The 17126-nt window shown below is 74.9% G+C and carries 17 protein-coding genes; 10 read left to right on the top strand and 7 right to left on the bottom strand.

Annotation, left to right across the window (positions count from 1 at the left end; genetic code table 11):
• Positions 1 to 12 precede the first annotated feature (12 nt).
• A complete protein-coding gene (locus ACOACO_RS00275) occupies positions 13 to 1320 on the bottom strand; it encodes an MFS transporter (RefSeq protein ID WP_420294265.1) in 1308 nt (435 codons plus the stop codon).
• Positions 1321 to 1523: 203 nt separating this feature from the next.
• On the opposite strand from ACOACO_RS00275, the gene ACOACO_RS00270 reads away from it, so the two are divergent.
• Positions 1524 to 2060, top strand: coding sequence for a Dps family protein (locus ACOACO_RS00270; RefSeq protein ID WP_420294264.1), 537 nt, complete (start codon positions 1524 to 1526; stop codon positions 2058 to 2060).
• Between the two features lie 133 nt (positions 2061 to 2193).
• On the opposite strand, the gene ACOACO_RS00265 is transcribed toward ACOACO_RS00270, so the two are convergent.
• From ACOACO_RS00265 to ACOACO_RS00255, 3 genes are read right to left on the bottom strand one after another with little or no spacing between them, the layout of a single operon-like run.
• Entirely contained in the window at positions 2194 to 2604 is a 411-nt protein-coding gene (locus tag ACOACO_RS00265) for a pyridoxamine 5'-phosphate oxidase family protein (RefSeq protein WP_420294263.1), read from the bottom strand.
• Positions 2601 to 3488: a hypothetical protein gene (locus ACOACO_RS00260; protein ID WP_420294262.1), complete on the bottom strand. Its 888-nt coding sequence runs from the start codon at positions 3486 to 3488 to the stop codon at positions 2601 to 2603. Before ACOACO_RS00260 ends, ACOACO_RS00265 begins: the two co-directional genes overlap by 4 nt.
• Before the next feature lie 48 nt (positions 3489 to 3536).
• Positions 3537 to 5249, bottom strand: coding sequence for a dolichyl-phosphate-mannose--protein mannosyltransferase (locus ACOACO_RS00255; RefSeq protein WP_420296269.1), 1713 nt, complete (start codon positions 5247 to 5249; stop codon positions 3537 to 3539).
• Positions 5250 to 5392: 143 nt separating this feature from the next.
• Between ACOACO_RS00255 and rsmI the strand changes: the two genes are divergently transcribed.
• The 7 genes from rsmI to ACOACO_RS00220 all read left to right on the top strand — a co-directional run bounded on the left by rsmI (position 5393) and on the right by ACOACO_RS00220 (position 13433).
• Entirely contained in the window at positions 5393 to 6217 is an 825-nt protein-coding gene (gene rsmI / locus ACOACO_RS00250) for a 16S rRNA (cytidine(1402)-2'-O)-methyltransferase (protein WP_420296268.1), read from the top strand.
• A 33-nt stretch (positions 6218 to 6250) separates the two neighbouring features.
• Positions 6251 to 7114 carry an alpha/beta fold hydrolase gene (locus ACOACO_RS00245; protein WP_420294261.1) on the top strand — a complete coding sequence of 288 codons (864 nt, stop codon included), beginning with the start codon at positions 6251 to 6253 and terminating at the stop codon, positions 7112 to 7114.
• Complete coding sequence (locus tag ACOACO_RS00240) at positions 7111 to 8061, top strand: TatD family hydrolase (protein WP_420294260.1); 951 nt, start codon at positions 7111 to 7113, stop codon at positions 8059 to 8061. Before ACOACO_RS00245 ends, ACOACO_RS00240 begins: the two co-directional genes overlap by 4 nt.
• A gap of 435 nt (positions 8062 to 8496) precedes the next feature.
• Complete coding sequence (locus ACOACO_RS00235; RefSeq protein ID WP_420294259.1) at positions 8497 to 9612, top strand: transglycosylase family protein; 1116 nt, start codon at positions 8497 to 8499, stop codon at positions 9610 to 9612.
• Between the two features lie 136 nt (positions 9613 to 9748).
• The gene (gene rsmA, locus ACOACO_RS00230) at positions 9749 to 10675 is read left to right on the top strand and encodes a 16S rRNA (adenine(1518)-N(6)/adenine(1519)-N(6))-dimethyltransferase RsmA (RefSeq protein WP_420294258.1); all 927 of its coding nucleotides are present in this window, start codon (positions 9749 to 9751) and stop codon (positions 10673 to 10675) included.
• A complete protein-coding gene (locus ACOACO_RS00225) occupies positions 10672 to 11634 on the top strand; it encodes a 4-(cytidine 5'-diphospho)-2-C-methyl-D-erythritol kinase (protein WP_420294257.1) in 963 nt (320 codons plus the stop codon). The genes rsmA and ACOACO_RS00225 overlap by 4 nt, the downstream gene beginning before the upstream one ends.
• Positions 11634 to 13433 (top strand): ABC-F family ATP-binding cassette domain-containing protein, encoded by a 1800-nt coding sequence (locus ACOACO_RS00220; protein WP_420294256.1) that lies wholly within the window; start codon positions 11634 to 11636, stop codon positions 13431 to 13433. Before ACOACO_RS00225 ends, ACOACO_RS00220 begins: the two co-directional genes overlap by 1 nt.
• Positions 13434 to 13594: 161 nt before the next feature.
• On the opposite strand, the gene ACOACO_RS00215 is transcribed toward ACOACO_RS00220, so the two are convergent.
• The gene (locus ACOACO_RS00215) at positions 13595 to 14080 is read right to left on the bottom strand and encodes a MarR family winged helix-turn-helix transcriptional regulator (protein ID WP_420294255.1); all 486 of its coding nucleotides are present in this window, start codon (positions 14078 to 14080) and stop codon (positions 13595 to 13597) included.
• An 87-nt stretch (positions 14081 to 14167) separates the two neighbouring features.
• Here ACOACO_RS00215 and ACOACO_RS00210 point away from each other — a divergent pair, with 87 nt between their 5' ends.
• Both ACOACO_RS00210 and ACOACO_RS00205 read left to right on the top strand, forming a co-directional pair.
• Entirely contained in the window at positions 14168 to 14971 is an 804-nt protein-coding gene (locus ACOACO_RS00210; protein ID WP_420294254.1) for a methyltransferase domain-containing protein, read from the top strand.
• Positions 14972 to 15004: 33 nt separating this feature from the next.
• Positions 15005 to 15484, top strand: a complete 480-nt coding sequence (locus ACOACO_RS00205; protein WP_420294253.1) for a hotdog fold domain-containing protein — start codon at positions 15005 to 15007, stop codon at positions 15482 to 15484.
• A 75-nt stretch (positions 15485 to 15559) separates the two neighbouring features.
• Here the strand turns inward: ACOACO_RS00205 and ACOACO_RS00200 are convergent, their stop codons facing one another.
• Together ACOACO_RS00200 and ACOACO_RS00195 are read right to left on the bottom strand one after the other, a co-directional pair.
• Complete coding sequence (locus ACOACO_RS00200) at positions 15560 to 16408, bottom strand: amino acid ABC transporter permease (RefSeq protein ID WP_420294252.1); 849 nt, start codon at positions 16406 to 16408, stop codon at positions 15560 to 15562.
• Positions 16405 to 17097 carry an amino acid ABC transporter permease gene (locus tag ACOACO_RS00195; protein ID WP_420294251.1) on the bottom strand — a complete coding sequence of 231 codons (693 nt, stop codon included), beginning with the start codon at positions 17095 to 17097 and terminating at the stop codon, positions 16405 to 16407. Before ACOACO_RS00195 ends, ACOACO_RS00200 begins: the two co-directional genes overlap by 4 nt.
• Positions 17098 to 17126 lie beyond the last annotated feature (29 nt).

Genomic DNA, 17126 nt, shown 5'->3' with positions numbered 1-17126 from the left:
CCACGTCGTCCGTCACGCTACCGGGGCGACGCTCGGATCGGGCGCCTCCGCCCCGTCCCAGCGCGTCGTGTCGGCCTCGGAGGCCTCCGCCGCCCGCACGAGGGCGCGTCGGGCGAGCACCGCGAGGACCGTGGCGCACGCCGTGGCGGTGACCGTGACGACGTACGCCGCGGTGTGCCCGCCGACGTCGGCGAGAGCCCCGGGGAGGTCCCCGGCGCGCGCGGCGTCCGCGAGCCGGCCCGCGACGGCCGACCCCGCGGCGTACCCGAGACCGGTGGCGCCGGCGAGCAGGGTCATCGCCGTGCCGACCCGGGCGAGCGGGACCACGCGCTCGGCGAGGGTGAACGTGGTGACCATGTACGGCGCCACGGCGAAGCCCAGCGCGAGGGTCACCAGCGCGACGCCCAGGAGGCCGTCGACGAGCAGCAGGGGCGCCGACAGCACGAGCAGCGCGACCGCGGCCACGACGAGGCGGTCGGCCAGGCGGAACCGGTCGGGCAGGGAGGCGTAGACGATCGCGGCGCTGGCGCTGCCCACCCCGAGCAGGGCGTGCAGCAGGCCCGCGGCGCCGGCGACGCCCTCGGCGGTGGCCAGCACGGTCGTGCCGGTCTGGATCGACCCGAAGAGGGTGCCGAGGAAGAACTGGGCGGCCAGCAGCACGAGGACCGCGCCCGTGACGAGGGGGCCGGTGGTGCTGGTGTCGACGCGGCCCGCGCCGGGCGGGGCCGTGCGGTGCAGCGCGAACAGGGTGCCGAAGACGGCGAGCATCGTGGCGGCGACCAGCAGCGCCCCGGCGGGCGAGACCAGGGCCGCGACCAGCCCGACGAGCGCGGGGCCGAGCACGAACGACGCCTCGTCGGCGGCGCCCTCGTAGGAGAACGCGGTCGCGACGAGCCGGTGCTGGTGCTCCTCGCCGCGGGTCACCGGACGCCAGCGCACGCGCGCCAGCGGGCCGACCTGGGGGAGGGCGAGACCGGCGAGGGCGGCGACGACGAGCAGCAGCGGCAGGGGCGCGCCCTGGGTCGCGCCGACGACGACGCCCACGAGGCCGACGGCGCCGACCGACGACTGCAGCAGCACGACGGGGCGCTGGCCCAGGCGGTCGGCGAGGCTGCCGGCGACGGGGGAGCCGAGTGCGTTGGCCACGGCCAGGGCACCGGCGGTCGCGCCGCCGGCGCCGTAGCTGCCGGTCTCCTGCGCGACGAGGAGGAGGGTGCCGATCTGCGCCATGGCGAGCGGGATGCGCGCGACGAACGCGACGGCGACGTAGGTGGGACCGACGAGTCCGAAGAGGCGTCGATAGCTGTCGAGCGAGGTCATGAGGGGCTCCGAGCGGGTACGGCGAGGCCGCGCGCCGTACCCACCTCCAAGACGCGCCCGAACCCTGAGCAGCGACCAGCGTAGCCCCCGGGGGTGCGGCCAGGCGAGCCTAACCTTTCTGGAATGGTTCCAGAAAGGGTGGCAAGGTGGCGTCATCGGCCGCTCCGGCGGCCACCCCGGCCCCCCGAGGAGAGGAGATCGCCATGAGCGACACCATCCAGACCACTGCCCCCACCGCGACCCACCAGGCGCGCCCGCCGTTCAAGGCCTCGCAGCAGCTGGCGGACCACCTCCAGGCCCTCAGCGCCGACCTCATCGACCTCCACCTCGTGGGCAAGCAGGCCCACTGGAACGTCGTCGGCAAGAACTTCCGCGACCTGCACCTGCAGCTCGACGAGGTCGTCGACGCGGCCCGCGAGTTCTCCGACACGGTGGCCGAGCGCATGCGCGCCATCTACGTGACCGTGGACGGCCGCGCCGCCCGCGTCGCCACCCAGTCGAGCATCCCGGAGTTCCCCGCCACCGAGATCGACACGGCGCGCTGCGTCGACCTGATCGTGGGCGCGCTCTACGCCGTCGCCGGCACCGCGCGCCGCATCCACGACGAGGTGGACGCCGAGGACCCGACCACGGCCGACATCCTCCACACGATCCTCGAGCGCCTCGAGCAGCTCGCCTGGATGATCGACGCCGAGAACCGCACCGCCAACGCGAGCGAGCCGGCCAACATCAACGAGTGACCCGCGGGCGGGTGCGGCGCGCGCGAGCCGCCGTACCCCGCCCGACGGCCCGAGAGCCGGTGCCCCCTGTCTCCGTGGCGGAGCAGGGAGCACCGGCTCTCGTGCGTCCGGCGCATGTCCGGCCGGGAGCGTCTCAGAGGCGGGCGCCGTGCAGCACCCGGTCGACCTCGATGCGCAGCGCCACGCGGTCGGGGCGCTCCTTCGGCCGGCGGTAGCGGGCGGCGTACCGCTCCACCGCCCGGGCGACCTGCGCCGGGTCCGACGTCGTGGTCGCGGTGCCCTCGACGGTGAGCCAGCGGGCCCCGTCGACGTGGCAGGCGGCCACGGGGCTGCCGGGCCGCTCGGCCACGTTGCGGGCCTTGCGCGACTCGGGGAACGTGATGACCCACGCGCAGCGCTGCTCGACGTCGAGGGTGAGGCCGACCGGCACCACGTGCGGGCGCCCGTCGGCGCGCAGCGTGGTGAGGGTGGCGAGGTGGTACTCGCCGAAGAACCGCTCGATCGGCTCCGGCACCGCGTCCCAGCCGGGCTTCCAGGTGGTCACGACTCTCCTCGGGGTACGGCGGGGCGCGCGGCCGCCGCGTGTCCGCGGCGCACCACCCCGACCGCGACGAGCGGCACGAGCGCGGCGACGCCGGCGACGAGGCCCACGACCGGCGACTCCGGGTCGCCGGCCAGCCGACCATAGGCCACCCACGCCAGCCCCCAGGCCTGGGCGAGGGCGACCGCGGCCCGGCCGCCCCACGCCCGCGCCATCACGACCGCCGCGAGCGCGACGCCGACGAGCACGACGACCGCGACGGCGACCGCCACGTCCCCGGTGCGCGCGGCGCCGTGGGCGGTGCTCGCGGCCGCCACGTTGGCGACGGCGGCGACGCCGACCCACCCGACGTACAGCCCGAAGGTGCCGTCGACCGCGAGCGGCTCGAGCCGGTCCCGGTGGCCCGGCGCGCGGCCGGCCGGGTGCCGGGTCAGCCGGCGCACGATCTCGACGAGGACCGCGAGCAGGGCCACGATGACCACGACGCTGGTCCACAGGTAGCCCTGCAGCGACGCCGTCAGCCACGCCGCGTTGAGCAGCGCGGCCGCCGCGACGAGCCAGCCGGTCACCCGGTGCCGGGCCGCCGTCGCCCGCGACGGCAGCCACTGGACGACGAGGTGGAGGGTGAGGCCGGCGTAGACGACCGACCAGATCGAGAACGCCGATCCGGCCGGCGTGAGCAGCGACGAGTCGGCGGCGAAGGCCTCGTTGCCCGCCGTGCTCACCTCGACGGGGCCGACGACGCCGGCGCCGAAGAGGTTGCCGACGACGCACGCGACGTAGGCGACGCTCACGGCCACCTGCCGAGCCCGGTCGGCCGGGGTCGGACGGCCCCGGTCGGTCGGTGCGGTGGCCGGCGGCGCGGGGGGAGCGTCGGAGGTCGTCATCCGGCCATCGTCCCCGCCGTGGTCAACCGGCGCGCGGGGGGAGGCCGCCTAGATCCAGCGGTCGAACCAGATGCGGTCGAGCCACTCGCTGCGGGTCAGCAGCTGGTCGGTGTAGATCGGCCAGAACCACGCGAAGTTCAGGACGACGAGCACGACCACGGCGCCCGCGAGGACGACCCCCGCCGTACGACGGGGGGTGGGGTGCGGCGAGCGGCCGACGAGCCGGCCGAGCACGAGGGTCAGCGCGATGACGGTGAAGGGGAGGATCGCCATCGCGTAGAAGAGGAAGATCGGCCGGTCGTCGTTGAAGAACCACGGCACCCAGGTCGAGCCCGCGCCCACCACGGCGACGCCGTAGCGCCAGTCGCGGGCCGCCGCCCACAGCCCGAGCGCGGCCACGAGGGCCAGCGCCCCGGCCCACCACAGCACCGGCGTGCCGAGGATGAGCACCTGGCGCAGGCACGTGCTGCCCTCGGCGGCGGTGCAGCCCTGGTCGCCGGGCTCGATGCCGTTCTCCGCGTGCACCCCGACCGGCCGGTTCAGCACGAGCCAGCCGACCGGGTCGGACTGGTAGGGGTGCGTCGAGCAGTTGAGGAACTGCGTGTGGAAGACGTAGAGGTCCTGGTGGTAGTACCAGAGCGAGCGCAGTGACTGCACCACCTCGCCGGGCCCGCTCGCGTCGGGCTCGGTGGCCGTGGGCCAGCGCCGGTCGGCGTCCAGGGTCGCCTGGTCGTCGCAGTCGGTGGCCGCGGCGACGAACTGGGTGTACTGCGTGGAGGAGAACGCCTCCTCCTGCTCGTCGGCGTGGAGCAGCCAGCCGGTCCAGCTCAGCACGTACGTCGCGAGCGCCACCAGCACGAGGTAGCCGAACGCCGGCACGCCGTCGACGAGCGCCGCGCGCACCAGCGAGCGCCGTACCCCGAACATGCGGCGGGCGCCGGCGCTCCAGACCCAGACGAGGATGCCGAAGGCGGCCAGCGGGTAGAGCGCGGTCCACTTCGTGCCGACCGCGAGGCCCCAGGCGACGCCGCCGGCCAGCAGCCACGGGCGCCACAGCAGGGCGCGGACGGGGCCGGACGCGCCCCAGCGACGCGACCCGTCGAGCGGGTCGAGCGCGGCGCCCGGGTCGCCGGGCCGCTCCGGGACGAGCCGGGCCAGCCGCGCGCGCAGCCAGTAGCGGTCGTTGACCACGCAGGCGACGCCGCAGAGCAGGAAGAGCGCCAGGAAGATGTCGAGCAGGGCGAGGCGCGAGAGCACGAAGTGCATGCCGTCGAAGGTCAGCAGCAGGCCCGCGGTGCAGCCCAGCAGCGTCGAGCCCGTCATCCGGCGCACCAGGCGGCACATCACCAGCACCATCAGCGCGCCGGCGACGACCGCGGCGATGCGCCAGCCGAACGGGTCCATGCCGAAGACGCGGACGCCGAGCGCGATCATCCACTTGCCCACCTCGGGGTGGACGATCAGCTCGGGCGCGTCCAGCCACACGTCGGTGTCGCCGTCGAGGATCGACTCGTCGGCGCTGTCGGGGTAGTCGCGCACGTAGCCGTGGTTGAGCAGCGACCAGCCGTGCTTGGCGTAGTAGGTCTCGTCGAACGAGAACTCCCGCGGCGTGCCGAGGTGGTAGAGGCGCAGCAGCAGGGCGAGGGCGAAGACGGCGAGGGCGGGCAGCCAGCCGCCCCACCGCGTCCCCCACCCGGCGAGCGCCCGCGTGACGGCCGGCGGGGCCACGGCGCGGGGACGCACGCGCGGCAGGGTCGGCATCGTCACGGGGGTGAACTCTACGGACGGCGTCCTGGGATGATCGCCGGTGTGGACTCCCCCCAGGTGACGTCGTGACGCCCGAGCCGGCGTCGGGCCCGGTGACGTCGAGCCCAGTGACGTCGGGCCCGGTGACGTCGGGCGGCGTGCTCGTGCTCGCCGGCACGCCCATCGGCCGGCCCGACGACGCGTCGCCCCGGCTCGTCGCCGAGCTGGCCCGCGCCGACGTGGTCGCGGCGGAGGACACCCGGCGCCTGCGCCGCCTCACGAGCGACCTCGGCGTCGAGGTCGGCGGCCGCGTGACGTCGTACTTCGAGGGCAACGAGCAGGCCCGCACCCCCCAGCTGCTCGAGGCGCTGCAGGCCGGGCAGCGGGTGCTGCTCGTGACCGACGCGGGCATGCCGAGCGTGTCGGACCCCGGCTACCGGCTCGTGGCGGCCTGCGTCGAGGCGGGCGTGCCCGTCACCGCGGTGCCCGGGCCGTCCGCCGTGCTCACCGCGCTCGCGGTCTCGGGGCTGCCGGTCGACCGGTTCTGCTTCGAGGGCTTCCTGCCGCGCAAGGCCGGCGAGCGGGCCCGCCGCCTCGCCGTGCTGGCCCACGAGGAGCGCACGATGGTGTTCTTCGAGGCCCCGCACCGCACCGAGGCGGCGCTGACCGCGCTCGCCGAGGCCTTCGGCGGCGACCGGCCGGCGGCCGTGTGCCGCGAGCTGACGAAGACCCACGAGGAGGTACGGCGCGGGCCCCTCGCCGACCTCGTCGCCTGGGCCGGCGAGGGCGTGCGGGGCGAGGTGACGCTCGTCGTGCAGGGCGTGGTGGCCGGCGCGAGCGTGGCGGCCGACCCCGACAGCCTCCGCGCCGCCGTCGCCGAGCGCGAGGAGATGGGCACCGCCCGCAAGGACGCCATCAAGGAGGTCGCCGAGGCGGCCGGCGTGCCCAAGCGGGTCGTGTACGACGCGGTCCACCGCGGCTGACCCCGGCGGGCCCACCCCGGTAGGTTCGACCGCATGATCGCGGAGCGCGTGACCACCTTCACCAACGACGGCCTCACCTTCGACGTCGTGGACTCCGGTCCCCTCGACGGCGACGTGGTCGTGCTGCTGCACGGCTTCCCCCAGCGCTCGTCGTGCTGGGACCAGGTGGCGCCGCTGCTGCACGCCCAGGGCTACCGCACGGTGGCGCCCGACCAGCGCGGCTACTCGCCGGGCGCCCGGCCGAACGGCCGGAAGCAGTACACGCTCAACAAGCTCGTCGGCGACGTCCTGGCGCTGCTCGACGCGCTGGGCGAGGCCGGGGCGAAGGTCCACCTCGTGGGCCACGACTGGGGCTCGGCGATCGGCTGGGGCGTCGCCGCGGCCCACGGCGACCGCATCCGCACCTTCACCGCCGTCTCCGTGCCCCACCCGGGCGCGTTCAGCAAGGCCGGCCTCCGCAGCCCCCAGCTGCTGCGCAGCTGGTACATCGGCATGTTCCAGCTGCCCGCCCTGCCCGAGCTGCTCGCGGCCAAGCGCCCCCGCGACCTGGAGCGGATCCTGGCCCACGCCGGCATGCGGCCCGAGGACCTCGCCCGGTTCCGGCGCGAGATCCTCGAGTACGGCGCGTTCCCCGGCGGCGTCGGCTACTACCGCGGCCTGCCGTTCTCCGGCGGCGGTGGCTTCGCGCGCCGCGTGAAGGTGCCCACCACGCTCGTGTGGAGCGACGGCGACACCGCCGTCGACCGCGCCGGCGTCGAGATGTCGGGGGAGTACGTCGACGCCGAGTACGAGCTCGTCGTGCTCACCGGGGTGAGCCACTGGATCCCCGAGCACGCCCCCGAGGCGCTGGCCGAGGCCGTCCTCGAGCGCGTCGGCAGCGCGGGCGGGCGCCCGTGACCGACGGGCCCCACCGCTCCACGACGCCCGACGGCCCCACCCGCTCCCGGGCCGCCGCGACCGAGCAGGGCGCGCGCCGCGACCGCAGCCGACCGCCGGCCCCGGAGCCCCTGCCGCACCCCGTCGTGGACAACCACTGCCACCTCGACATCGCCGACGGACCGGGCGGCGACGACTGGCTGGGCGTCGAGGCGGCGCTGGCGGCCTCGTCCGCGGTGGGCGTGCCCCGCATCGTGCAGATCGGCTGCGACCTGCCCGGCGCCCGCTGGGCCGTGGCCGCCGCCGAGCGGTACGACGCGCTCGTCGCCGGCGTCGCGCTCCACCCGAACGAGGCCCCCCTCCTGGCCGCCGCCGGGCGCCTCGACGAGGCCCTGGACGAGATCGAGCGGCTCGCCGCCGCCCACGCGGACGTGCGGGCGGTGGGGGAGACCGGTCTCGACTTCTTCCGCACCGGGCCCGAGGGCCTCGACGTGCAGCGGGAGAGCTTCGCCCGCCACGTCGACATCGCGAAGCGGCTCGACAAGACGCTCGTCATCCACGACCGCGACGCCCACGCGGCCGTGCTCGACGTGCTCGACGCCGTGGGCGCCCCCGACCGCTGGGTGATGCACTGCTTCTCCGGCGACGCCGCCTTCGCGCGGGCCTGCCTCGACCGCGGCGCGCACCTCTCCTTCGCCGGCACCGTGACGTTCAAGAACGCCGCCGACCTGCGCGAGGCCCTCGTCGTCGCGCCGGCCGACCGGGTGCTGGTGGAGACCGACGCGCCGTACCTGACGCCCACGCCGTACCGGGGGAGGCCGAACGCCTCCTACCTGGTGCCCGTGACCGTGCGGGCCATGGCGCAGGCCCGCGGGGACGACCTCGGCGAGCTGTGCGCAGCCATCGAGCGCAACACCTTCGCGGCCTTCGGCGGGCCGTGGGGAGAGGGCACCCGAGCCGGGGCCTGACCCCTGCCCGAGCCCCTGCCCGGCCCCCGGCCCGCCGTGTGAGCCGCGTTCCATCGTGGGACGGCGGATTGGCTCAGGCCACCACGGCGGTTATGGTCGAGTTCTTGTCAGCCGGGATCGGACGTCACGTCCAGCCGGCGCAGGGTGCGGCTCGCGGCCGCCACCGCGGGCAGACAACCGCTGTGGTCGATCGCTACTCCCCCAGTCGGCCCGACAGGTCCAGACGGTCCACGACGTGGCCCGGCGGCGTGCGCGCCCCCGGATCCCGCGCGCGGTCCGCTGCGGCCTGGGGTGCGCCGACGTTCGAGGACCGGACAGATCAGCGTTCGGAGTGTTGTGCAGCTTCTCAGCTCGAGCGGCGGCCGCGGCGATCTCGCCCGGTTCGTCCGCAGTCGTGGGTTCATCGCCGCCCTCGTGGCGGTCGTGGTTCTGGCGGTGGCCGGCACCACCGCGGGTTACGCGGCCCTCAGCAAGACGGTGACGCTCAGCGTCGACGGCCAGGAGCGGACCGTGTCCGCGTTCGGCGGGTCGGTCGGCGACGTCCTGGAGAGCGAGGGCGTCGAGGTCGGCGACCGCGACCAGGTCGCCCCCAGCGTCGACGAGGACGTCGAGGACGGCGCGCGGATCAGCGTCCGCTACGCCCGTCCCCTCGAGCTCACCGTCGACGGCGCGACCGAGACCCACTGGGTGCTCGCCCGCGACGTCGACAGCGCCCTCGCCGAGATCGGCCTGACCGCCGACGGTGCGCAGCTCTCCGCCAGCCGCAGCGCGGGCATCGACCGCCAGGGCATGGCGCTGGAGCTCGTCACCCCCAAGACCCTCACCCTCGTCGTCGGCCCCGACGCCCCGGTGACCGAGCAGGTGGCCGGCCTGACCGTCGGCGACGTGCTCGCGCAGCTCGGCATCGAGCTCGCCGAGACCGACGCGGTCGTCCCCGCGGTCGACACCCCGGTCGCCGAGGGGGGCACGATCACCGTGACCCGCTGGGCGCAGCAGGAGGTCACCGTCCCCGACCAGGTCGTCCCGCACGAGACCGTCGAGGTCGAGGACCCGTCGCTGTTCGAGGGCGAGGAGGAGGTCGAGCAGGCCGGTCGCGACGGCGCCCAGGACGTGACCTACCTCGTCACCCTGCGCAACGGCCGCGGCGTCGAGCGCCAGGTCACCGCCTCGCGCGTCACCGCCGCCCCGGTCACCGAGCGGATCCGCGTCGGCACGAAGGAGCGCCCGGTGGAGACCCCGGCCCCGTCGAGCTCGTCGTCGTCCTCGTCGCCCTCCGCCCCGGCCGGCGGCTCGAACTACGCCTCGGGCTCCTCGACCTGGGACCGGCTCGCCAAGTGCGAGTCCGGCGGCAACTGGGCCATCAACACGGGCAACGGCTACTACGGCGGCCTGCAGTTCAACCTGCAGACCTGGCGCGCCTACGGCGGCTCGGGCTACCCGCACGAGAACAGCCGCGAGGAGCAGATCCGCGTCGCCACCAAGCTGCGCGACGACCGTGGTGGGTACGGCGCGTGGCCGAGCTGCGCGAACAAGCTGGGCCTGCCCCGCTGACCCGAGCACCTCACCGCTCCACGACGCCGAGCCGCCGCCGACCCCACCGGTCGGCGGCGGCTCGCGTCGTACCCGGGTGTCCCCGGCCCACGGGGCGCCGAGCCGCCCGGGGCCCGGGGTTCGTAGGGTGGCCCCCGTGACCACGGCCGGCGCTCCGCGACTCCTCAGCGCCGCCGACGTCCGTCGCCTCGCCGCCGAGCTCGACCTGCGGCCCACGAAGCAGCGCGGGCAGAACTTCGTCATCGACCCCAACACGGTGCGCCGCATCGTGCGCGACTCCGGCGTGGGCGCCGACGACATCGTCGTCGAGGTGGGCCCCGGCCTGGGGTCGCTCACGCTGGCGCTGCTCGGGGTCGCGCGGCGCGTCGTGGCGATCGAGCTCGACGAGGTGCTGGCGGCGCGGCTGCCGGCCACCATCGCCGAGCTCGCCCCGGCCCAGGCCGACGCGTTCGAGGTCGTGGCCGCCGACGCCCTGCGCATCACCGAGCTGCCCGGCGACGCGCCGACGGCCCTGGTCGCGAACCTGCCCTACAACGTCTCGGTGCCCGTGCTGCTGCACCTGCTCGCCCTGCTGCCCTCGCTCGAGCGCGGGCTCGTGATGGTGCAGGCCGAGGTCGCCGACCGGCTCGCGGCGGGGCCGGGCTCGCGCACGTACGGCGTGCCCTCGGTCAAGGCCGCCTGGTACGCCGACGTGCGGCGCGCCGGGTCGGTCGGGCGCAACGTGTTCTGGCCGGCGCCCAACGTCGACTCCGGCCTCGTGGCCTGGACGCGGCGCGAGCCGCCCGTCACCACCGCATCGCGCACCGAGGTCTTCACCGTCGTCGACGCCGCCTTCGCCCAGCGCCGAAAGACGCTGCGGGCCGCGCTGCGCGGTCTCGCCGGCTCCACCGAGCGCATCGAGGCCGCCCTCGCGCACGCCGGCGTCGAGCCCACGATCCGCGGCGAGCAGCTGCGCGTCGAGGACTTCGCCCGCGTGGCCGAGGGCCTCGCCCTGACCGCCCCCGCGCCGCACCCCGAGCCGCACCCCGAGCCCCACCCCGACCCCCCGGGAGACCCCGCATGAGCGCCCGCACCGCCCACGGCGACGGCCGGTCGGTGACCGTGCGCGCCCCGGCGAAGATCAACCTCTACCTCGCCGTCGGCGCCCCCCGCCCCGACGGCTACCACCCGCTCGCGACCGTCTACCAGGCCATCGGGCTGTACGACGACGTGACCGCCCGACCCGGCGGCTCGGGCACGGTGCCGGTGCAGCTGGACCTGACGGCGTCCGACCACGTCGACGGCTCCGCCGTACCGCTCGCGCCGGGCACCAACCTCGTGCACCGCGCCGCCGAGCTGCTCGGCGCCCACCACGGCCGCACCCTGCGCGCGGACGTGCACGTGGAGAAGGACATCCCGGTCGCCGGCGGGCTCGCGGGCGGCTCGGCCGACGCCGCGGCGACGCTCGTGGCGCTCGACCGCCTGCACGACCTGCAGACCCCCGACGACGACCTCCTCGCCATCGCGGCGGAGCTGGGCAGCGACGTGCCGTTCTGCCTGCTCGGCGGCACGGCCGCGGGCGTGGGGCGCGGCGAGCAGGTCGCGCCGTACGCCGACCCGGCCATCGTCGACGCGACCTGGTGGTGGGTGGTCGTGCCGTCGCGGGAGGGCCTCTCGACCCCGCGGGTCTTCGCCCACCACGACCGGCTGCGCCCCGACGCGGCCGCGGAGGGCGTCGTCGTGCCCGACCGCGTCATCGCCGCGCTGGCGTCGCAGGACCCGGAGCTGCTCGGCCAGGTGCTGCACAACGACCTCCAGCTGCCGGCGCTCGACCTGCGCCCCGACCTCGTCGACGTGCTCGAGGCGGGCGAGGCGGCGGGCGCGGTGCGCGGCATCGTCTCGGGCTCGGGCCCGACCTGCGTGTTCCTGTGCACCGACGCCGACCACGCCCGGGAGGTCGCCGAGCGGCTGCGCGCGGCGTACGACGTCGTGCTCGTCGCCACCGGCCCCGTCGCGGGCGTGCACCGGGTGGAGTACGTCTGATGGCCGTCCCGAACCTCGTGAACCTGGAGCGGGTCTCCAAGTCGTACGGCGTGCGCCCCCTGCTGTCGGAGGTGTCGATCGGCGTCGGCGAGGGCCAGCGCATCGGCATCGTCGGGCGCAACGGCGACGGCAAGACGACGCTGCTGGAGGTGCTGACCGGCCTCGAGGAGCCGGACACCGGCCGCGTGTCGATGACGCGGGGCATCGAGATCGGCTACCTCCACCAGGGCGACGAGCTCGACGACACCCACTCCGTGCGCGAGGCCGTTCTGCAGGGCCGGCTCGACCACGAGTGGGCCGCCGACTCCACGACCCGCGAGGTCGTCGAGGTGCTGCTCGCCGGGGTCGACCTCGACCGCCCGGTCGTGGGTCTGTCCGGCGGTGAGCGGCGCCGCTGCGCGCTGGCCGCCCTGCTGCTGGACCGCCACGACCTGCTCGTGCTCGACGAGCCCACCAACCACCTCGACGTCGAGGCCGTCGCCTGGCTGGCGCGCCACCTCGTGGGGCTGCCGTCGGCGCTGCTGGTCGTGACGCACGACCGGTGGTTCCTCGACGCCGTCGTCGAGTGGACGTGGGAAGTGCACGACGGGGTCGTCGACGTCTACGAGGGCGGGTACGCCGCGTTCACCCTCGCCCGGGCCGAGCGGTCGCGCCAGGCCGCGGTCAACGAGCAGCGCCGGGCGAACCTCGCGCGCAAGGAGCTGGCCTGGTTGCGCCGCGGCGCGCCGGCGCGCACCTCGAAGCCGAAGTTCCGCATCGACGCCGCCAACGCGCTCATCGAGGACGAGCCGCCGCCGCGCGACAGCATCGCCCTGCAGCGCTTCGCCACCCAGCGGCTCGGCAAGGACGTCGTCGACGTCGAGGACGTCGACCTGCGCCGCGGCGAGAAGGTGCTGCTCGACCAGGCGACGTGGCGCATCGGGCCCGGCGACCGGTTCGGGATCGTCGGCGTCAACGGCGCCGGCAAGACCTCCGTGCTGTCGCTGCTCGCGGGAACGCTCGAGCCGCAGAAGGGCCGGGTCAAGCGCGGTCGCACCGTCGCGCTGGCGCACCTGACGCAGCAGCTCGACGACCTCGACCCCGACGCCCGGGTGCTGCCCTTCGTCGAGGACATCCGGCGCGTGACCCGCACCGCCGACGGCGAGATCACCGCGACGTCGATGCTGGAGCGCTTCGGGTTCACCGGCGACCGGCTGACCGCGCGCATCGGGGACCTGTCCGGTGGCGAGCGGCGACGGTTCCAGCTGCTGTGCCTGCTGCTCGGCGAGCCCAACGTGCTGCTGCTCGACGAGCCCACCAACGACCTCGACATCGAGACCCTGCAGGTGCTCGAGGACTTCCTCGACGGCTGGCCCGGCACGCTCGTCGTGGTCAGCCACGACCGGTACTTCCTCGAGCGCGCCACCGACGCCACCTGGGCCCTGCTCGGCGACGGGAAGATCTCGATGCTGCCCCGCGGCGTCGACGAGTACCTCGAGCGCCGCGACGCCGACGCCCGCGCCGCCGCGGCCGCCGCCTCCGGCGGGGGTACGGCGGGAGCCCCTCCCGCCGCCGCGGCCGACGGCGCGAAGGCGAAGGTCGGCGGCGCCGAGGAGCGCGCCGCCCGCAAGACCGTCGCCCGCGTCGAGAAGCGCCTCGCCCGCCTCACCCAGGAGGAGGCCGCGCTCAACGCCGAGGCGCTGGAGCACGCGCAGGACTACGAGCGCCTCGCCGCCGTCAGCGCGCGGCTCCAGGCCCTGGCACAGGAGAAGGACGAGCTCGAGATGGAGTGGCTCGAGGCGGCGGACCTGCTCGGCTGACGCCGGCTCCCCGCTTGGTGGTCGAGGTGGGTTGCTCTGGCAACCCCTCGAAACCACGCCCGGGATGCGCTGGTGGTTTCGAGGGCCGCTGGCGCGCCCACCTCAACCACCGGTCTGCTGGCCCGCCCACCTGGACCCCCGGCGTACCGCGCCCCGGCGCCTCAGGAGAACGGGCGCATCAGCTCGCGCAGCAGCGCACCGAGGCGCTCGCGCTCGCCGGCGGGGAGGGCCGCGACGAGGGTCGCCTCGGCCTCCAGCAGCGCCTCGAAGGCGCCGTCGACCGCGGCGCCGCCCTCGCGGGTGAGTCGCACGAGCACGCCGCGGCGGTCGTGCGGGTCGGGGAGGCGGTCGACGAGGCCGCGGGCGACGAGACGGTCGACGCGGTTCGTCATCGTCCCGCTCGTCACCAGCGTCTCGCGCAGCAGCCGGCCGGGGGAGAGCTCGTACGGCGCGCCCGCCCGCCGCAACGCGGCCAGCACGTCGAACTCCCACGTCTCGATGTCGTGGTCGGCGAACGCCTTGCGCCGCGCCAGGTCGAGGTGGCGGGCCAGGCGGCTGATGCGGCTGAACACCTCGACGGGCGCGAGGTCGAGGTCGGGGCGCTCGCGCGCCCACGCCTCGACCAGCTCGTCGACCTCGTCCCGCATGGGGAGGATGGTACCGCCCGTCGAGAATCTTGACATCAAGAGGTTTCGGGCGGACGGTGGACCGACCGTCGACGCGAGGAGACCGCCGTGCCCTGGGACCCCACCAGCTACCTGCAGTACGCCGACGAGCGCGGCCGGCCCTTCGTCGAGCTGCTGGCGCGGGTGCGGGCCGAGGCGCCCGACCGCGTCGTCGACCTCGGGTGCGGCCCCGGCAACCTCACCGCCCTGCTGGCCCGCCGCTGGCCCCGGGCGGAGGTCGTCGGCGTCGACTCCTCGCCCGAGATGATCGACCGGGCGCGCGCCGAGCTCGTCACCGCCGGGCTGAGGTTCACGGTCGGTGACGTCCGCACCTGGCGGCCCGAGCGCCCCGTCGACGTCCTCGTCTCCAACGCGACGCTGCAGTGGGTGCCCGGTCACCTCGACCTCCTCCCGGAGCTCTTGGCCCGCGTGGCGCCGGGCGGCACGCTCGCGTTCGGCGTGCCCGGCAACTTCGCCGAGCCCAGTCACGTGTTGCGCGCGGAGCTGGCCGGGCGCGCGCCGTACCGCGAGCACACCCGCGGCGTCGACGTGCCCGCGGCGCACGACGCGGCGACGTACCTCGAGGTGCTCGCCGCCGCCGGGGCGCAGGTGGACGCCTGGGAGACGACCTACCTCCACGTGCTGCGCGGCGAGGACCCGGTGTTCGCCTGGGTGCGCTCGACGGGCGCCCGGCCGACGCTGGAGGCGCTGCCGGTCGACCTGCGCGAGCGGTTCGCCGAGGAGTTCCGCGCGGCCCTGCGGGCGGCGTACCCCACCACCGAGGTCGGCGGCGAGCCGGCCGTGGTGCTGCCGTTCCGGCGGGTGTTCGTGGTCGCGACGCGGCCCGGCGGCGCGGACGGACCGGGGGAGTGACGCGCGCGGTTACCGACGAGTAAGGTGGCCCGCATGGCCAACGTGCTCCAGCTGTGGAAGCAGACCACCTCGCTCCCCGTCGTCGGCCCGCTGCTGGGCAAGCGGGTCTTCTCGCTGGCGTTCAGCCAGCAGGCGCCCTACTTCGCGACGATCCGCCCGCGGTTCACCGAGCTGCGGCCCAACTACGCCGAGCTGCGCATCCCCAAGCGCCGCGGCGTGCACAACCACATCGGCACCGTGCACGCGATCGCCCTGTGCAACGGCCTCGAGGCCGCGATGGGCGCGCTCGCCGAGGTCACCATCCCCGCCGACAAGCGGTGGATCCCGAAGGGCATGGACGTCGCCTACACGGCCAAGGCGGACAGCGACATCCGCTGCATCGCGGAGACCGACCCCGAGCAGTGGACGGGCGACGACCCTGACCTCCCGGTCCGCGTGCGCGGCGTGCGTGCCGACGGCACCGTCGTCATCGAGGGCGTCATCCGCCTCTGGGTGACGCCGAAGAAGCGCTGAGCCCACCCGCCCGTACGACGAGGGGCCCCGCACCTGCCCAGGTGCGGGGCCCCTCGTCGTACGTGTCTCGGACGATCAGGTCCTAGCCGTCGTCCCGGCGCCCACCATCGGCACGTCGAGCTGCTTGCGCTCGCCGACCAGCTTGTGCTGCAGCCAGGTCGCCAGCAGCGTCAGCAGGATGTTGACGAGGATGTAGATGCTCGCGATGACGATGGCGGTCGGCACCTGGTTCTGGAACTCCAGGTAGATCGGCCGCATGACCGCGGTGAGGCCCGGCGCGGTGATGTAGTAGCCGAGGCTCGTGTCCTTCAGCGCCACCACGCACTGGCTGACCAGGGCGGGCAGCATGATCTTCACGGCCTGCGGCAGCTGCACGAGCCAGATGACCTGCGACTTGCGCAGACCCAGGGCGTACGCCGCCTCGACCTGCCCGGCGGGCACCGCGTTGATGCCGGCGCGTAGCACCTCGGCGAGCACCGAGCCGTTGTAGAGCGTCAGGGCGATGACGACGCACCAGAACGGGCTGAGCGGCCCGTCGCCGATCGAGAACGCGAGCCACAGGCCGGTCATGAGCAGCAGCACGGGGACGGCGCGGAAGAACTCCACGACCGCCCACGACGGCCAACGCAGCCAGGCGTGGTCCGACAGCTTCCCGATGCCGAAGAGCACACCGAAGACGATGGCCAGCACGATCGCGCCGAACGCCATCTTCAGCGTCTGCAGCAGCGCGTCGAGGATGACCTCGAGGTAGGCGGGGGTGACGAAGGGCTCCCACAGCGCGTACTCGAGCTGGCCCCTGTCGGCCAGGCGCAGCAGCACGAGCGCCAGCACGCCGGCGAGCGCCAGCACGGAGAGCACCGTGTAGATCCGGTGGCGCACCCGGGCCTTGGGGCCCGGGGCGTCGAAGAGGACTCCGGCGCTCATCGGGCCGCCACCTTCCAGCGCCGCTCGAGCGCGTAGGAGCCGAGGGCGAGCAGCTCGACGACGACGATGTAGCCGATGGCGATGAAGAAGAAGATCTCCACCACCTGGTCGCCGTAGCGGTTGCCGAGGGTGCGCATCGCCGACGTCGCCTCGGCGATGCCGAACGCGGCCGCCACCGACGTGTTCTTCGTCAGGGCGATGAAGACGCTGGTCAGCGGGGGTACGACGGCACGCAGCGCCTGCGGCATCACGATGTTCGTCATGTTCTGGACGAACGTCAGCCCGAGCGCCCGGGCGGCCTCGGCCTGGCCGAGCGGGACCGCGTTGATGCCCGAGCGGAACGCCTCGCAGACGAACGCCGACGTGTAGAGCGTCAGGGCGACGCAGGCCCGGAAGAAGAACGCCGAGATGCTCCAGTCGCCGACCGCGATCTCCTCGACGAACTTGAAGGTGATGCCGATCCGCGGCATCGCGATGGCCACGAAGATGAAGACCATCAGCAGCGGGGTGTTGCGGAAGATCGTCACGTAGAGGCTCGCGGCCTTGGACAGCACCCAGATGGGGCCGACGCGTGCGGCGGCCAGCAGGGCGCCGAACACCAGCGACGCGACCCCGGAGACGAGCACCAGCCCGACCGTCAGGGCGAAGCCCTTCAGGTAGAGGTCGTAGTCAGTGAGGATCGCCTCCACGCGGCGGCTCCTCCTTCCGGTTCAGGGGG

This window comes from Nocardioides sp. CPCC 205120 (assembly GCF_048654585.1).
Taxonomy (GTDB): Bacteria; Actinomycetota; Actinomycetes; order Propionibacteriales; family Nocardioidaceae; genus Nocardioides.
Note: the sequence above shows the minus strand (reverse complement) of the source record. Positions and strands in the feature narration are given on the sequence as shown.